The sequence below is a fragment of the Bacteroidota bacterium genome, from assembly GCA_013360915.1.
Lineage (GTDB): Bacteria > Bacteroidota > JABWAT01 > JABWAT01 > JABWAT01 > JABWAT01.
This window is the reverse complement of the sequence record JABWAT010000001.1, coordinates 398669-415853: the sequence shown is the minus strand read 5'-3', so window position 1 is coordinate 415853 and position 17185 is coordinate 398669. Positions and strand designations below refer to the sequence as shown.

The window sequence follows — 17185 nt, the reverse complement described above, 5'->3', positions numbered from 1 at the left end:
GAAGGATGGATATTCTGAATACTCCCAATCCGCTTGCCCGTCTTTTTCCTTATTTACTGACCTACCGAAACAAGCTCCTGCTTGGACTCCTTTTCGTCTTACTGACCAATCTGTTTAATGTTCTTGGTCCCCTGCTGATTGGTTCGGCCATTGACAGGTTGAAATCGGATTTTTCTTCTGCTCAACTGGTCAGTTATGGGCTGTTAATCATCCTCATGGCTGCTGGTCGCGGATTGTTTCTCTTTATGGTCAGGCAAACCATCATTGTTGTCAGCCGGGATTGCGAACAGGATATCCGGAACGATTTGTATCAGCATATCCAGCGACTATCCACCAGATATTATAAAACCCGTTCCACCGGCGATATTCTGGCCCGAAACACCAATGATCTGAATGCAATCAGAAGTTTTCTGGGCCCGGGTATCATGTATTCGGCGAATACACTGGCCACCTTTTTGTTTATCATTCCAATAATGGCTTACGTAAATTGGGAACTGACACTCGTCGCCCTGCTTCCGCTGCCGGTCATGTCCTATATGGTGTTCAGAATGGGAAAATCAATTCATCACCAGTACACCCATATACAATCTCACTATTCAAGCCTGACGACACGGGTTCAGGAAAATCTGAGCGGAATACGGGTGGTTAAAGCATATGTGAGAGAAGCCTGGGAAATCATGACCTTCACCAGGTTAAACCGGACTTACATGCTGAAAAATCTGCGGCTCGTCCGATATCAGGCATTGTTTTACTCCCTGATGTCACTTCTGATCGGGCTGAGTGTCGTGCTGGTGGTTTGGTATGGCGGAAGTCTGGTCATCGCAGGTAAACTCACTTTGGGTGAAATGACTCAGTTTGTCATTTTTGTCGGAATGCTGATCTGGCCAATGATTGCACTCGGTTGGGTTATTAACATTATTCAGCAGGCTTCGGCCAGTCAGAAGCGGATCAATGAAATTCTGGATGAGGTTCCTGAGGTGAGGGATACACCCCAAACCGATCCTGAAATTCAATCAGTTAAAGGGTTTCTGACTTTCAAATCCGTTTCCTTTGGTTATCAGCCCGACCGGCCTGTCCTGAAAGACATCTCCTTTTCGGTCACACCCGGACAGGTACTTGCTGTTACCGGCGAGACCGGATCAGGAAAATCAACGCTGGTCAACCTGGTGATGCGTCTGTTTGATCCTGATAGTGGAACGATTCTGATGGATGGCCGGCCACTGCGTGAAATTCCTCTCAAGGTCCTTCGGAAACACATTGGATATGTGCCTCAGGATACTTTTCTTTTCAGTGATACCATCGCCAATAATATCGGATTCGGAGTTGAATCGGCTGGTGAGGAAGAAATTCGACTGGTTGCCGATCTGGCTTCCATCAGGGAAAATATTGAGGATTTTCCCCAGCGGTATGATACGTTTGTAGGTGAGCGGGGAATTACCCTGTCTGGCGGGCAGAAGCAAAGAACTGCCATTGCACGTGCTCTGCTGAGAAAACCGTCTGTCTTAATCCTGGATGATAGCCTCTCAGCGGTGGATACGCAGACCGAAGACCTGATTCTGAACAGGCTGAAGGAACATGCAGAGTCACGGCTGACCATTATTGTTTCCCATCGTATCAGTGCCATCCGGAATGCCACCCACATTCTGGTCCTGTCTGGCGGTGAAGTGGTTGAACAGGGAACACATAGCGAACTTCTGGCAGCAAACGGATTGTATGCCGCCACCTGGGAAAAACAGAAACTTGAAGATGAACTGAAGGCCATAACCTGATGGAAGTAACCATTTTAGGAACCAGTTCTGCTGTACCGTTGCTCCGCCGGAATCTGTCGGCCACTGTTCTGGGTCTGGACCATGAATACATCCTGTTTGATTGCGGGGAAGGAACTCAGTTTCAACTGAAAAAAATCAAGCTTCATCCCACAAAAATCCATACCATTGCCATCACTCACCTCCACGGTGACCACTGTTTCGGACTTCCGGGATTGATCAGCAGCATTAATTATTCGAATAAGTCCGATAAGCTGACGGTCATCGGGCCAAAGGGAATTGCCGACATTCTGGAAACGGCTCAGCGGCATCAGCAATTTTTTGCGGATTTTCCAATCGACATCATAGAACTGGAATTTACCAACCAACCTGTTGTCATCCTGGATACACCTTTCTGGCAGCTTCTGACGGTCAGTCTGGACCATCGGGTGCCAGCTTTCGGATACCGATTTCAGCAAAAGACGCGGCCCGGTCATATCGACCTGGTAAAGGCCGAGGCTCTGGGACTGATACCGGGCCCCAGCTTTAAGGACCTGAAAGAGGGGAAGCCGGTACTGAATAAAAAGGGTGAATGGGTTTCTCCGCGTGAAGTCATTGGCCCAGATCTGCCGGGTTTATCTTTCACCTATGTCACCGACACCCGGTATTGCAGCCGGTCGGTTGATCTGGCCAGGGAAACCGACCTGCTGATGCATGAAGCAACCTATCTTCATGAATTGACCGAAAAAGCCAAAGAAACGGGTCACTCGACCGCCCGCGAGGCTGGAAAAGTGGCAAGGGAAGCCTCTGCAGGAGAACTGGTTCTGTTCCATTACAGTGCACGGTATCAGGATCTGACTCCTCTGCTCAACGAAGCCCGGTCTGAATTTCCAACGACGCGGTTGGGGGATGATTTCATGAAACTGACTCTGGGAGGGCATCAACCATGAGCCAGCCGGTCAGTGATGACGAAGTATCAGGAAAATCCTTCGACCTGTCCCTTTTACGCCGGCTCCTGGTTTTTATTGCTCCGTACAAAAAACTGGTGGTGGCCGGTGTTCTGATTTCGGTTGCCGGCAGTGTGCTGGGGCCGCTAAGGCCATGGCTTGCTCAGATTGCCATCGATCAGCACATTGCAACAGCAGACTGGGAAGGCCTGCACCTGATTGGTTCACTGATTCTGCTTTTATTGATTCTCGATGTCATTGCTCAGTACGCCCTCACTTATCTGACTCAATTACTGGGCCAAAAGGCCATTTTTGGGTTACGTGAAACGGTTTTTTCATTTCTTCAGACATTGAATCTTCGTTTCTTTGACCGAAACCCGATTGGAAGACTGATCGCAAGGGTTACCAGTGATGTTGAAGTTCTGAATGAATTGTTTTCTTCGGGCCTTGTGGCTGTATTTGGTGATCTGTTCAAGCTGATCATCATTCTGATCCTGATGTTCTATACCGATTGGAAATTGTCCCTTGTAACCCTTTCCGTTCTCCCGCTGATGATCTATGGTTCGTTTCTTTTCCGCCGGAAGGCCAGAGAATCTTATCTCGAGGTCAGGGGACATGTGGCAAGGCTCATGTCGTTTCTGCAGGAACATATAACCGGAATGAGCATTGTCCAGATTTTTAACCGGGAAGAACGGGAAGCGCGTAAATTTGCCCAGATTAACCGCGATCACCGTGATGCACACGTCAGGGGAATTTATTATTACAGTGTCTTTTACCCGGCTATCGACTTCCTCTCCGCGCTGGCCATTGCACTCATTGTCTGGTACGGGGGAGGAGAAGTGGTTCAGGGCTCCCTTACTTTCGGAATCCTTTTTATGTTCATTCAGTACGTGGAAATGTTTTTCAGACCGATCCGCGATATGAGTGAAAAGTATGACATTTTACAGAGGGCCATGGCTTCCTCTGAACGGATCTTTAAGCTGCTTGACCGTCAGGAGGATGTCGAACGCCAGTCAGGGACACTGAAACCGGACTCCTGGCAAGGTGATATCCGTTTTCAGAATGTCTGGAGCCGGTATAATGAGAATGACTGGATATTGAAAGATGTCAGTTTTCATGTGGCACCTGGCGAGAAAATTGCGCTTGTGGGTGCAACAGGTGCAGGAAAAACAACCATAATCAGTCTGATAAACCGGTTTTATCCCTATCAGCAGGGTCAGATTTATCTGGATGGTCACCCGCTTGAAGCGTATGACCTGAAATCACTCCGCGCCTCGGTCGGAGTGGTGCTGCAGGATGTTTTTCTGTTTTCGGGGACTGTATATGAAAACCTGACTCTGGGCCGGGATGACTTTCTGCCAGAAGAAGTTTACCGGGCAGCCGGGCGGGTGCAGGCTCATTCCTTTATTGAAGCCCTTCCTGGTGGTTATCAGTTTCAGGTGACCGAGCGGGGAGGAAATTTGTCGGCCGGACAAAGACAGCTTATCAGTTTTATCCGGATCCTGCTGTTTAATCCACCGGTGGTGATCCTGGATGAAGCGACCAGTTCAGTCGATACCGATACCGAACACCGTATTCAGCAGGCCACCGAAACCATTCTGACCGGACGGACCGCCATCATCATTGCACACAGACTTTCCACGGTCCGTATTTGTAACCGCATATTTGTAATGCATAAAGGTGAACTGAAAGAAACGGGAACTCACCGTGAACTTATGACGGCTGGCGGAATTTACCACCGCCTCTATCAGTTACAATACCAGGATCAGGAATCGGGGAACCGGTAAGCAGGCAGGTCCTGATTTCTGCAGGAAATCCTTTCCGTCAACGTGTTGGAAGCGCTTCTTCCTCTATCTCATTGATTATCATCCATCTGTCGTGATCCGCAGCTACTGACAACCAGCCGGGAATGTGAGTATATTGCAATAAAAAAGGACCAACCATGAAATTTCAGAGTATTGTTACCATTGACCGGCATTTTATTGAACAGGAACGCCGGTTTCCGGCAGCAACCGGAGAGTTTACTAAAATTCTTTATAATCTGGCCCTTGCGGCAAAAATTGTCACCCGCGATGTCAGAAAAGCAGGTCTGGTGGATATTCTGGGAGTGACCAGCGAACAGAATGCCACCGGGGATGTTCAGAAAAAGCTCGATGTCTACGCCAATGAGGTTTTCAAGTCGGTCCTCAGTCATGATGGCGTAGTTTGTGCCATGGCAAGCGAAGAGGAAGATGATCTGATTAAGCTGGATAAGAAATCCAGAAACGGAAAGTATGTCGTCATTTTTGATCCGTTGGATGGCTCTTCCAATATCGATGCAAACGTGTCAATCGGAACCATTTTTTCCATTTTTAAACGCCAGAGTCCCATTGGGCATGTTGCCGAAATGCGCGATATTCTTCAGCCGGGTTATAAGCAGATGGGTGCAGGATATGTGTTGTACGGATCGAGCACCATGTTTGTATACACCACCGGCAATGGGGTTCACGGGTTTACTTATGACCCCACCTGCGGTGAGTTCCTGCTCAGCCATCCCGATATGAAGACGCCGGCAAAGGGGGCCATCTATTCCATCAATGAAGGCAACTGGGATTCATTTAACGAACCTACAAAGGCTTACATTACCTGGCTGAAACAATCCGATAAACAGACCAACCGTCCCTATTCTTCGAGGTATATCGGATCGCTTGTGGCCGACTTTCACAGAAACCTGCTCTACGGAGGAATTTACATTTACCCCGGCACGGCCAAATCACCCAATGGAAAGTTGCGCCTTCTTTATGAATGCAATCCATTGGCGATGGTGGTTGAGCAGGCCGGTGGAAAAGCCACCAACGGATATCAGCGTATTCTGGATATTCACCCCAAAGAATTGCACGAGCGGGTTCCCCTTTTGATCGGGTCCACCAGGGATGTTGAACAAGCCATGGAATTTATCCGGCAGGCCGATCTGGCCGCCGCCCATGGATAAGGAGCAGAATGAAAACTAGAATTGCCCTGGTAACCGGTGCGAACCGTGGAATCGGAAAAGGAATTGCCGATGGGTTGGCCCTGGCCGGATTTACAGTCCTTGCCGGTATGCGTCAGCCTTCTGAAAGACAATTTCAAAGCGAATCCATTATCCCGATTCAACTGGACCTGACCGATGATACAAGCATCCTGCGGGCTGCAGAACAGGTGGAAACCCGATTCGGACATCTGGATGTCCTGATAAACAATGCTGGCATCATGGTGGATGAATCGTCCTCTATTACCATTACACGGGGAATCCTCAACGATACCCATGACACGAATGTTTCAGGAAGCTGGATGATGATCCGGACTTTCCACCGGCTGCTTTGCCAGTCTGACGATCCGCGTGTGGTGAATCTGTCAAGTGGAATGGGAGCACTTCACGGAATGGGAACAGGACACATGGCTTACCGGTTATCCAAACTGGCCTTGAACGGGATGACTAAAATCCTTTCAAGAGAACTTGCAGGCGATGGCATCAGTATCAATTCCATGTGCCCGGGTTGGGTAAAAACCGACATGGGAGGAGCAGGGGCTCACCGGTCTGTGGAAACCGGTGCTGATACGGCCATCTGGCTGGCAACCATGGAAAATCCCCCCACCGGCGGATTTTTCCGCGATAGAAAACCAATAGAGTGGTAACAATGAAATATCAGTTATTAGGAAAAACCGGTTGCCGGGTTTCAGAACTTGCGCTGGGTACCATGACTTTCGGGACCGAGTGGGGTTGGGGGGCCGATGAAATCACCAGCCGGTCCATTTTTGAAGTCTATGCACAGGCGGGTGGAAATTTTATTGATACGGCCAACCGATATACAGAAGGAACCAGTGAACGATTGGTGGGCGATTTTATCGCATCCGACCGTGATCATTTTGTCCTGGCGACCAAATACACACTCTATGACCGCAAAGGCGATCCGAATTTCTCGGGAAACCACCGAAAAAACCTGATCCGGTCGGTCGAGGGAAGTCTGAAACGACTGAAAACCGACTTTATTGATCTGTTGTGGGTCCACGCCTGGGATTCAACAACCCCTGAACAGGAAATCATGCGAGCTCTGGATGATCTGATCCGGTCAGGGAAAGTCCATTATCTGGGTATTTCTGATACACCCGCCTGGGTGGTGGCCAGGTCAAATGTGCTGGCAGAATTAAAGGGCTGGACTTCCTTTGCGGCGCTTCAGGTCGAGTACAGCCTGATACAGAGAACACCCGAAAGAGAGCTCATCCCGATGGCCGCTGGCTTCGGAATGACCCTGACACCCTGGGCCCCGTTGGCCGGTGGTGCCTTAACTGGAAAATACCTTAAGGGTGAGGAAAAGCCGGGTCGTCTCGCACCAACCAGCGAACGGCTGAATGAACGGAATCAGACCATTGCAAGACAGGTGCTTTCCGTGGCTGAAAAATGGAACGTAACCCCGGCTCAGGTTGCGCTGGCCTGGATCAGACAACAAGTGAAAAAATCCATTCCCATCGTGGGGGCCCGTCGCCCTGACCAGCTTTCAGATGCATTGGGTTGCCTGTCGGTTTCTCTGGATGATGAGGACATGACTGCTCTGAATCAGGTCAGTCAGATTCCCCTCGGTTTTCCTCATGATTTTCTGTCGGGTGAGGGTGTAAAGGACGTGATGACGGGTGGTACCTGGTCATCCATCATCCGCGACTGACCGCAATACCGGTCGTTCATACCAAATTTTTTCTGCGACCGAAACCACTTTATACACCAATTTTCCTTTCTTTCACCTTACAAATTAATCCCGGACTATCTGGTCCGGGGTGATTTGATTGCATTGTGAATAAACCCCCCCCATCATATTGTAAATGCTTAATGTTTTTATTAAAAAAGTAAAGTCAAGAAAATGTCATTAAAAGATAATTAGAGATGATTTTCGGGTTCTGGGTCTGTTGTCAGGGTGTGGGTTTTTTGGTACGTTTACGCCGTATTAATTTAACCTGCCGAAAGGAAAGACTATGGAAACCCGTACCGTGATAAACCCGTTTGAAAGTGCTCTGCGGAACTTTGACCAGGCGGCTGATCTGATCAATCTTGATGACAATTACCGGAACCACATCCGGTTGCCTGAACGCGAATTAACCGTGAATTTTCCGGTCAGACTCGATAATGGAAAGGTGATTTCTGTGACCGGCTACCGGGTTCAGCACAGCACGGCCCGCGGACCCGGAAAAGGCGGAATCCGGTTCCACCCATCGGTCACTCTTGATGAAGTAAAGGCACTAGCCTCCTGGATGACATGGAAATGCGCAGTGGTTGGAATTCCTTTTGGCGGTGCAAAAGGCGGTGTGATTATCGATCCGAAGAAATGCTCCCAGACTGAATTGGAACGGGTAACCCGTCGTTACACCAGCGAGATAGCCGTTATCATCGGACCTGACCGTGATATTCCTGCACCCGATGTTTACACAAACTCACAAACCATGGCCTGGATCATGGATACCTTTTCAATGATTAAAGGTCATTCCTCTCTGGGCGTCGTAACTGGCAAACCAATCCCGTTGGGTGGATCGCAGGGCCGTAATGAAGCAACCGCACAGGGATGTGTTTATACGATTATGAAAGCTGCAAAAAAGCTTGGTCTTAATCTGGAAGGAGCCACAGTTGCTGTTCAAGGCTTCGGTAATGCCGGTGCGATTGCCGCACGTCTTATGTATGAACTGGGTGCCAAAGTCATTGCTGTCAGCGATTCAAAGGGAGGGATTCTCAATACACGCGGTTTAAATCCCACCGATGTTTCCATTCATAAAGAACTAACAGGAAGCGTCATTGGTTATAAGGGATCCGAAAAAATATCGAACGAGGAGCTGTTAGAATTGGCAGTCGACATCCTTATTCCCGCCGCCCTGGAAAACGTGATAACAGAAGAAAATGCTTCCTTAATCCGTTCTCGTATAATCGCGGAAGCCGCGAATGGCCCAGTCACACCTGATGCTGACCCTGTTTTGTTTGATAAAGGGATTTTTGTCATTCCGGATATATTGTCAAATGCAGGTGGGGTGACCGTATCCTATTTTGAGTGGGTACAGGATAATTACAGTTTCTTCTGGAAAACCCCTGATATCCTTAAGTACCTGAAGGAAATCATGGACGACAGTTTCGATGCTGTTATTGCCACTGCAGAAAAACATCGGGTTCATAACCGGAACGGAGCATATGCGCTGTCCATTGCGCGCGTGGCTGAAGCGGTTAAACTACGTGGCGTTTTTCCCTGAGTAATCTTGGATTCCATTAAAAGGGCCGGTTTTCCGGCCCTTTTTTATTTAATGAGAGTTTGATTGGAAATGGGTGCGCTGTTTGGCCGGATGTTGATAAATGAACCCGAATTACTATCTTCACAAGTCAGAAAATGGCCTTTCACTGACCAGTAAGGCCACCTCTGTTCACTAACTATCATGAAGGTTTCCTATGACTGCTCCCACTCCGCATAATCCCTTTCAGGATATGCTTGCCCGCTTTGAAGTGGCCTCCGATATTCTTGGCCTCGAACCGGGAATCCGTGAATTTCTCAAAACCCCCATGCGTCAGCACATCGTCTCGATCCCCATTCAGATGGACGATGGTACCATTAAAGTGTTTGAAGGTTATCGTGTCATTCACAATGATGTCATGGGACCGGGAAAGGGAGGAATCCGATATGCTCCCGACGTTTCACTTGACGAAGTAAAAGCACTCGCCGCCTGGATGACCTGGAAATGTGCCGTGGTCAATGTTCCCTTTGGTGGAGCAAAAGGCGGTATCATCTGTAATCCCCGCGAGCTGACCCAGACCGAGCTTGAAAAGATCACAAGACGGTATACCGCAAACCTGATCAATATTTTTGGACCGGATAGCGATATTCCGGCCCCTGATATGGGAACCAACGAACAGGTTATGGCATGGATTGTCGATACTTATTCTATGCATAAACACCAGACGGTGTCGGGTGTGGTAACCGGAAAACCCATTATTCTCGGCGGATCTCTGGGACGCAAAGAAGCCACCGGACGCGGCGTGATGGATGTAACGCTCGCAGCCATGGAGCGGTTGAATCTCGATCCGAACCATTCAACCGTGGCCGTTCAGGGATTTGGAAATGTCGGTTCCATCAGCGCCAAGTTGCTGTATGACCAGGGCTGTAAAGTCATTGCCATTTCAGATGTATCCGGAGCGTACTTTAACAAAAAGGGAATCGATGTCTACGATGCCATGCGTTATTCCGAGAAGAATAAAGGAACGCTTCATGGCTGGACCGGTGGTGAACCGATCACCAATGAGGAACTGCTGACCCTCGAAGTCGACGTTCTGGTTCCCGCGGCCAAGGAAGATCAGATCACCGAGAAAAATGCGGATAAAATCCGTGCAAAGATCATTTCAGAAGGCGCCAATGGCCCGACAACGGCAGCAGCCGACCCGATTCTGAACAGCAAGGGAATCATGGTGATACCCGATATCCTTGCCAATGCGGGTGGGGTAACTGTTTCCTATTTTGAATGGGTACAGAATAAACAGGGCTATTTCTGGTCACTTGAAAGAGTGAACCGCCGTCTCGACCGTGCCATGCGTGCTGCTTTCAATGATGTATATGATACGGCAACCACCCATAACCAAAGCCTGCGCATCGGTGCTTACATTCTTGCAATCAGCAAGGTGGCAACGGCTTTAAAAATCCGTGGTATTTACGGATGAAAAGACGGGAGAAAAAATCTGGTCTCCGTATCTTTTTCCTTGGTCTGCTGTTCTTGTTCTCTTATCCGGCGGAAGGAATTCCGCCGGAGTCGTTTCTGGCCGACACACTTTACCTGATGCCTGATCAGATCAGGTCCCTGACCAGCGATGAGTTGAAAGTCCTGTCGGCTGAACATGTCCTGGTTGTTACCCCTGAATCAAATTTTCCTTCCATCCGGATCCGAATCGCCGATGGATCCCGTCAGCTGATCCGCTCAGACCGGGAGGGAACAGAGAAGATCCTTCATTCCTCAGATGAGGAAAAAACCTGGATCCCCTGGGCCCTTGCCCTGGTGGTCACTGGTACCATGATTGCCTTTTTTACCATCCGCTTTTAATTCCCTGGTTGGCATCCGGTGGAACCGGAAGGTATCTTTGCGGGTCCTAATCGAAAAAAACATGAAAAAGCGTAGTCTTCTTTTTACCATTCCCCTCATTTTTTTCATTTCCTGCTCGGATGATGCCACCCGGCAACTGAGTCCGGAAGAATTGTTTGAAAAGGCAGTCGGTTTCTATAAAGCCGAGGAATACACCGATGCCATCCGTGAATTCAAAAATCTGAGCTACCTGGCAGCTGGTGGAGAATTCGATGATCAGAGCAAATTTTACCTGGCGATGTGCTACTATAAGCTCGAGCAATATCTGAATGCAGCTGATCAGTTTGATATCATGATCAGAACCACTCCGGGCAGCGAATTGGTCCCCGATGCTTCCTACTACAAAGCCGTCTGCTATTACAAAATGAGTCCGCGTCCTGCATTGGACCAGACGTATGCACTTCAGTCTATCAGCGATTTCCAGACTTTTATTGATTACTACCCCAAACATGCGAACGTTCGCGATGCGGTTGAGAAAATTGGTGAACTCAGGCTGAAACTCGCCGAAAAAGAGTACATGAATGCCAAAACGTACATGAAAATGGAGTACTATAAATCAGCCACTGTCTATTTTCAGTACGTCATGGATCGTTATTATGACTCTCCGTTCGCCGAACAGGCTGCATTGGGAAAATGTGAAGCACTTCTCGAGCGCAGACGATGGGATGAATTCAACCAGGAAGTGGAACGTTTCCGCACCCGGTATCCCGAGTCGGCCAATCTTGCAACACTGGATACCTTTCTGAAACGTGCAGAGGAACTGAAGGCAAAGGAAGCAGAAGAAGCCAGAGAAGCAGCTGAGGCTGCAGCCAAGGATCAGTGAATACAGCCTGGTTTTGCGGAACCTTTGACCCTGTTCACCTGGCTCACCTCAGGGTAGCTTCCCATATTCTTGAGGAATTCCAACTGGATTCAATCGGATTTCTTCCATCCGGGCAACCCCCGAATAAACTGAATCAGAGTGTATCCCCGGCAGCGATTCGTCTGGAACTTCTGGGTCTGGCAATCGCTCACGAGCCCCGTTTTTTCATATCCACCATCGAAACGGATCGTCAGGGGCCATCTTACATGATCGACACCATCGCCATTCTGAAATCGGTGTATCCGATCGAAGCACCGGTTCTGATGATGGGTTCCGATAATCTGGCCTCTTTGTCGACCTGGAAATCCTGGCAGCAGTTGATAGAACAATCCCGTTTGATTGTTTTCAGAAAGGATTATTCAGATCTGGTTTTGCCCGGTTTTTTACAACCCTGGTCCGGACATATCCGCTTTAGTTCGGCCCCGTTGCTCGATATCAGCAGCACCGACATCCGAAGAAGGATCAGAGAGGGAGAACCGGTGGATTTCCTTTTGTCTGACCCCGTGAAATCCCGTATTTTTGAACGGCAGTATTACCACTAAACGCCCTCGTAGCTCAGATGGACAGAGCAGAAGTTTCCTAAACTTTTGGCCGGAGGTTCGAATCCTCTCGAGGGTACTTCTTTTTAACGAATAACCGGTCAACCCGGTCCGGGTCCTCTTCAATGGCAGAATTTGTACACCTGCATAACCACTCCCAGTATTCGCTTCTCGATGGAGCCGCCCGTATTGACCGGTTGGTCGAGAAGGCAGTTGAAAACAAACAGAAAGCCATTGCGATCACCGATCATGGTAATCTGTTCGCTGCTCCGTCCTTTTATAAAAAGGCAAAAGATTCGGGGATAAAACCCATTCTGGGCAGTGAATTCTATGTCACCCCAACCAGCATGTATGAAAAAGATACCAAAGAACGGTATCACCTGATTCTGCTGGCGAAAAATGTGACAGGCTATAAAAACCTCATCAAACTCAGTTCCAGGTCCTTTCTCGATGGCTATTATTATAAACCCCGTATTGACAGGGAGTTGCTCAGAAAGCATTCGGATGGTCTGATTGCCCTGACCGCGTGTATCAAGGGAGAAGTTCCCAATGCGGCACTGAAAGGGAACATGGACCGGGCCCGGAAACTGGTCGATGAGTATCTCGATATCTTTGGAGAAAATTTTTATCTCGAACTCCAGAATCATGGTATCAAGGAAGAAATCGTCGCAAACAATGCACTGATTGACCTTTCACGTGAAAAGGGAGTGCCGCTGGTCGCCACCAATGACATTCATTATATCTCTCAGGGTGATGCCGCTGCTCACGATATTCTGCTCTGTCTGGCTACCGGTAAAGAATACAACGACCCGAACCGGATGAAGTTCACCACCGATCAGGTGTACTTTAAATCATCCGACGAAATGGCCAACTTGTTCAAACACCTTCCCGAGGCCATTGAAAACACGATAAAAATTGCTGAATCGGTTTCCTTTGACTGGAAATTCGGGGAAACGCACCTGCCCGACTTCCAACTCCCTCCTCATACCACGGGTCCGGATGAATACCTTCGTGAACTCTGCATCCGCGGGGTTCAGAAACGGTATGGCGAAATCAATGAGGACCTTCAAAGTCGCCTGGATCTTGAATTGTCCGTTATCAGGCGGATGGGCTATGCCGGGTATTTTCTGATTACCCAGGACTTTACTCAGGCTGCACGTGACATGGGCGTGTCGGTTGGTCCCGGTCGCGGTTCTGCAGCAGGATCTCTGGTCGCCTATGCAACCGGTATCACCAACGTGGACCCCATCCGGTACAATCTTCTGTTTGAACGTTTCCTGAATCCGGAACGGATCTCCATGCCCGATATTGATATCGATTTTGACGACAAGGGCCGGGGAAAAGTCATTGATTATGTGGTGAATAAATATGGAAGGGAATCGGTTACCCAGATTATCACCTTTGGTACCATGGCGGCCCGCGGTGCTATTCGCGATGTGGGAAGAGCACTTGGGATTCCGCTGAAGGATGTGGACCGGATTGCAAAAATGATTCCGGAAGGCCCCGATCAGTCCATTGCAGATGCATTGGAAAAGAATCCTGACCTGAAAGAAATCGAAAAAAATGGTGAGCACTCACACAAGCAGCTGATCGAGTTTGCAAAAGTCCTCGAGGGAAGTGCACGCCACACTTCCATGCATGCAGCCGGCGTGGTGATTACCCCGGGTGACCTCACCGAGTTTGTCCCGCTGCATAAGGCAGCAAATGATGTGATTACCACCCAGTATGATAAGGATTGGTCCGAAAAGGTCGGACTGCTGAAAATGGACTTCCTGGGTCTGAAAACACTTTCCATCCTCAACGACTCGGTAAGAATGGTGAAGGAAAACCATCAGATCGACATTGATCTGGACCGGTTGCCCGAAAATGACCCAAAAACCTATGAGATGATTCAGCGGGGTGAAACGGTTGGTGTGTTCCAGTTCGAATCGGAAGGGATGAGGGAATACCTTAAAAAACTGAAGCCCACCAATATTGAGGATATGATCGCCATGAATGCCCTGTACCGTCCAGGGCCCATTGACAACATTCCTTCCTTTATTAAACGGAAGCATGGTCAGGAAACCATCGACTGCTTCCATAACAATCTGGAACCCATCCTGAAAGAAACATACGGCGTCATTGTGTATCAGGAACAGGTTATGCAGATTGCGCAGGTTCTTGCTGGTTTCTCTCTTGGAAAAGCCGACGTGGTTCGCCGGATCATGGCCAAGAAAAAGCCGGAAGAACTGGACAAAATTCGCCCTGAGTGGGTTGGCGGAGCCGTGGCCAACGGGTATGAAAAGGAACTGGCAGAGAGAATCTTCGATATTCTGGTGCCGTTCTCCAATTATGCCTTTAACAAATCGCACTCAGCAGCCTATGCCATCCTGGCTTACCAGACTGCATGGCTGAAGGCAAACTATCCTGCCGAGTTTATGGCAGCGTGTTTAAACTCGGAACTCGGTTCCACCGATAAGATTGTATTTTTCATTCATGAGTGTAAACGGATGGGACTGGCCGTTCTGCCTCCGGATGTGAATGAGAGCCAGGTTGGGTTCAGTGTTGTGAATGGAAAAATCCGGTTTGGAATGGCCGCCGTAAAAAACGTAGGCCAGCACGCCGTCGAGTCAATCATTGCGGCACGTGGCGAACAGGGTGGTTTCAGATCCTTTTTCGATTTCTTCAGAAAAATCGATCTGCGCCTGGTAAATAAGAAGGTGTTGGAAAGTCTGGTTCAGGTGGGTGCATTCGACAGTCTTCCCGGCCACCGCGCTCAGAAACTGGCCAGTATAGAAAAAGCAATCACCTGGGCTCAGGCACAACTCAACGCAGAACGGATCGGTCAGGATAGTCTGTTCGATTCACCGGCCGCTACCGGAAACACCCGGGCTGCCAGTGGTCCTGAACCCGACTTTTCATCCGCCGAACCTTGGTCCAAAAAAGATATTCTGGCAAAAGAAAAAGAGTTTCTGGGTTTCTATGTGTCGGGCCACATTCTCGATTCCTGGCAAGCCGAGTTCGAGGCCTATTCCCGTGATCCCATCAACACGCTGAATGAATCAAAAATGGGAAAGACCGTTCACATCCTCGGTCAGATTTCGGCGGTTACCCGTAAACCGGATAAGAACCAGCGGATGATGGCCTTCATCACCATTGAAGACTTTTTCGGGACGGTCGAATGTCTGGTCTTTAGTAAAACATATGAAAAACTGAAGGACCTGATCACCGATGAGGCGGTGGTTCTGGTCAGTGGTCGCTTCGATGGCCAGGCCGGGTCTGATTCCGGAAAAATTCTGGTGGATTCAATTGAAACCGCCGACAAACTGCGAAACCGGAAAAGCAAGGGAAGTGTCAGTCTTCAGTTGAACCTGACACGATTAAGTGAATCAAACATCGAACAGATCTGGTCGTTGCTGCTGGAACATCCCGGCGACCTCCAGGTCTATCTGGAGTTCACCGGAACCGGAATTAAAAAACCAGTCCGTGCGTTAGCAAGAAACATTGGAATTAACATGAACCAGGACTTTATGGAAAAAATCCAGATCGTACTGGGAGAAAATGCGGTCAGATATTTAAACTAAGGAGAATTCAATGAAACCCGTTACTGTCACCGATGCCACCTTTGAAAAGGAAGTCATCCAGTCAAACGAACCAGTCCTGGTCGATTTCTGGGCTGCCTGGTGCGGTCCTTGCCGGATGATTGCCCCTATTCTCGAAGAAATGGCCCCGGAATATGCAGGCAAACTTAAAATCGCAAAAGTCGATGTGGATGTGAATCCGATGACGGCCACCAAATTCGGAATCCGGTCGATTCCAACTCTGCTCGTTTTTAAAAACGGACAGGTGGTTGAACAGATTGTCGGTGCCATGCCCAAGAAAATGCTGACCGACAAGGTCAATGTGCACCTGAACTGAAGGGAAGTACCATGCATCAGGTAGATGTCGCCATCATCGGCGGCGGTCCGGCTGGCTATACAGCAGCCATTTATGCGTCCCGGGCCAATCTTAATACCACCCTGTTTCTCGGAACCCAACCCGGCGGTCAGATTACCCTGACCAATGATCTGGAAAACTTCCCCGGATTTCCCGATGGGATCGGTGGACTGGAACTGGCCGAAAAACTTGAAAAACAGGCCACAAAATTTGGAACACGCACCATTCACGATAAGGTGATTTCGGTAGATTTTTCCAAACGGCCTTTCTATATGAAAACCACTTCCGGAGATGAGTATCTGGCCGGATCAGTGATTGTTTCAACCGGTTCAGGATCCCGCATGCTTGGTGTCCCCGGTGAAACAGAGAACATTGGAAGGGGAGTGTCAACGTGCGCCACCTGCGATGCCTTTTTCTACAGGGGAAAGCATGTTCTGGTGGTGGGTGGTGGCGATTCGGCTCTCGATGAAAGCTTGTTTCTGACCCGGTTTGTTGACAAACTGACTCTTGTTCATCGTCGCGATAAATTCAGAGGGAGTCCGATTCTGCAAAACCGGGTTCTGTCCAATGAAAAAATCAACGTGATCTGGAACACAGTTGTAGAAGAAGTCCTGCATAATCAGGGTGGGGTGAACGGAGCCCGTCTTAAAAACCTGACGACCGGAGAATCCAGAGACCTGGCAGTGGATGGAATTTTTGTATTTGTCGGGCACATTCCCAATACCGACCTGTTCAAAGGAATCCTGTCCCTTGATGAAAATGGTTACATCATCACTGACGACCGTTGCAGAACCAATATAGAAGGTGTTTTCGCTGCCGGTGATGTGCAGGATCATGTGTACCGCCAGGCCATCACGGCTGCAGGCACCGGTTGTCAGGCCGCCCTCGAAGCATACCGCTTTCTTGAAAGCCACTGATTCCTGTCTTAGACCCCCCTCTTCGGTCTTTTCCGGCCGGATGTGTAAAGAATCACGTATCCGGCCGGTCAGACCTTCATTCCTTAGAGTTAGATTGTTTTAATAGCATATTTTATTATCTTAGCGCCGGGTAAAATTATTATAAACCGTC

Annotated in this window: 14 protein-coding genes and 1 tRNA gene; all 15 read left to right on the top strand. The window is 49.0% G+C overall.

Annotation, left to right across the window (positions count from 1 at the left end):
• Positions 1-5: 5 nt before the first annotated feature.
• The 15 genes from HUU10_01845 to trxB all read left to right on the top strand — a co-directional run bounded on the left by HUU10_01845 (position 6) and on the right by trxB (position 17034).
• On the top strand, positions 6-1769 hold the full coding sequence (locus HUU10_01845; GenBank protein NUQ80327.1) for an ABC transporter ATP-binding protein: 1764 nt from the start codon (positions 6-8) through the stop codon (positions 1767-1769).
• Positions 1769-2695 (top strand): ribonuclease Z, encoded by a 927-nt coding sequence (locus HUU10_01840; protein ID NUQ80326.1) that lies wholly within the window; start codon positions 1769-1771, stop codon positions 2693-2695. The genes HUU10_01845 and HUU10_01840 overlap by 1 nt, the downstream gene beginning before the upstream one ends.
• On the top strand, positions 2692-4479 hold the full coding sequence (locus tag HUU10_01835) for an ABC transporter ATP-binding protein (protein ID NUQ80325.1): 1788 nt from the start codon (positions 2692-2694) through the stop codon (positions 4477-4479). Before HUU10_01840 ends, HUU10_01835 begins: the two co-directional genes overlap by 4 nt.
• A gap of 155 nt (positions 4480-4634) precedes the next feature.
• Entirely contained in the window at positions 4635-5663 is a 1029-nt protein-coding gene (gene fbp / locus HUU10_01830) for a class 1 fructose-bisphosphatase (GenBank protein ID NUQ80324.1), read from the top strand.
• An 8-nt stretch (positions 5664-5671) separates the two neighbouring features.
• A complete protein-coding gene (locus tag HUU10_01825; GenBank protein ID NUQ80323.1) occupies positions 5672-6346 on the top strand; it encodes an SDR family NAD(P)-dependent oxidoreductase in 675 nt (224 codons plus the stop codon).
• 2 nt (positions 6347-6348) lie between these two features.
• Positions 6349-7371: an aldo/keto reductase gene (locus tag HUU10_01820; protein ID NUQ80322.1), complete on the top strand. Its 1023-nt coding sequence runs from the start codon at positions 6349-6351 to the stop codon at positions 7369-7371.
• A gap of 304 nt (positions 7372-7675) precedes the next feature.
• On the top strand, positions 7676-8932 hold the full coding sequence (locus tag HUU10_01815) for a Glu/Leu/Phe/Val dehydrogenase (GenBank protein NUQ80321.1): 1257 nt from the start codon (positions 7676-7678) through the stop codon (positions 8930-8932).
• A 193-nt stretch (positions 8933-9125) separates the two neighbouring features.
• A complete protein-coding gene (locus tag HUU10_01810) occupies positions 9126-10385 on the top strand; it encodes a Glu/Leu/Phe/Val dehydrogenase (GenBank protein ID NUQ80320.1) in 1260 nt (419 codons plus the stop codon).
• Positions 10382-10762 carry a hypothetical protein gene (locus tag HUU10_01805; protein ID NUQ80319.1) on the top strand — a complete coding sequence of 127 codons (381 nt, stop codon included), beginning with the start codon at positions 10382-10384 and terminating at the stop codon, positions 10760-10762. The genes HUU10_01810 and HUU10_01805 overlap by 4 nt, the downstream gene beginning before the upstream one ends.
• A gap of 61 nt (positions 10763-10823) precedes the next feature.
• The gene (gene bamD, locus HUU10_01800; GenBank protein NUQ80318.1) at positions 10824-11624 is read left to right on the top strand and encodes an outer membrane protein assembly factor BamD; all 801 of its coding nucleotides are present in this window, start codon (positions 10824-10826) and stop codon (positions 11622-11624) included.
• Positions 11621-12205: a nicotinate (nicotinamide) nucleotide adenylyltransferase gene (nadD, locus tag HUU10_01795; protein NUQ80317.1), complete on the top strand. Its 585-nt coding sequence runs from the start codon at positions 11621-11623 to the stop codon at positions 12203-12205. The genes bamD and nadD overlap by 4 nt, the downstream gene beginning before the upstream one ends.
• 2 nt (positions 12206-12207) lie before the next feature.
• A tRNA-Arg gene (locus HUU10_01790) sits at positions 12208-12281 on the top strand.
• A 46-nt stretch (positions 12282-12327) separates the two neighbouring features.
• Positions 12328-15765, top strand: a complete 3438-nt coding sequence (locus tag HUU10_01785) for a DNA polymerase III subunit alpha (GenBank protein NUQ80316.1) — start codon at positions 12328-12330, stop codon at positions 15763-15765.
• 10 nt (positions 15766-15775) lie between these two features.
• Positions 15776-16099, top strand: a complete 324-nt coding sequence (gene trxA, locus HUU10_01780) for a thioredoxin (protein ID NUQ80315.1) — start codon at positions 15776-15778, stop codon at positions 16097-16099.
• A gap of 11 nt (positions 16100-16110) precedes the next feature.
• Entirely contained in the window at positions 16111-17034 is a 924-nt protein-coding gene (trxB, locus tag HUU10_01775) for a thioredoxin-disulfide reductase (GenBank protein ID NUQ80314.1), read from the top strand.
• The last annotated feature ends 151 nt before the right edge of the window (positions 17035-17185 follow it).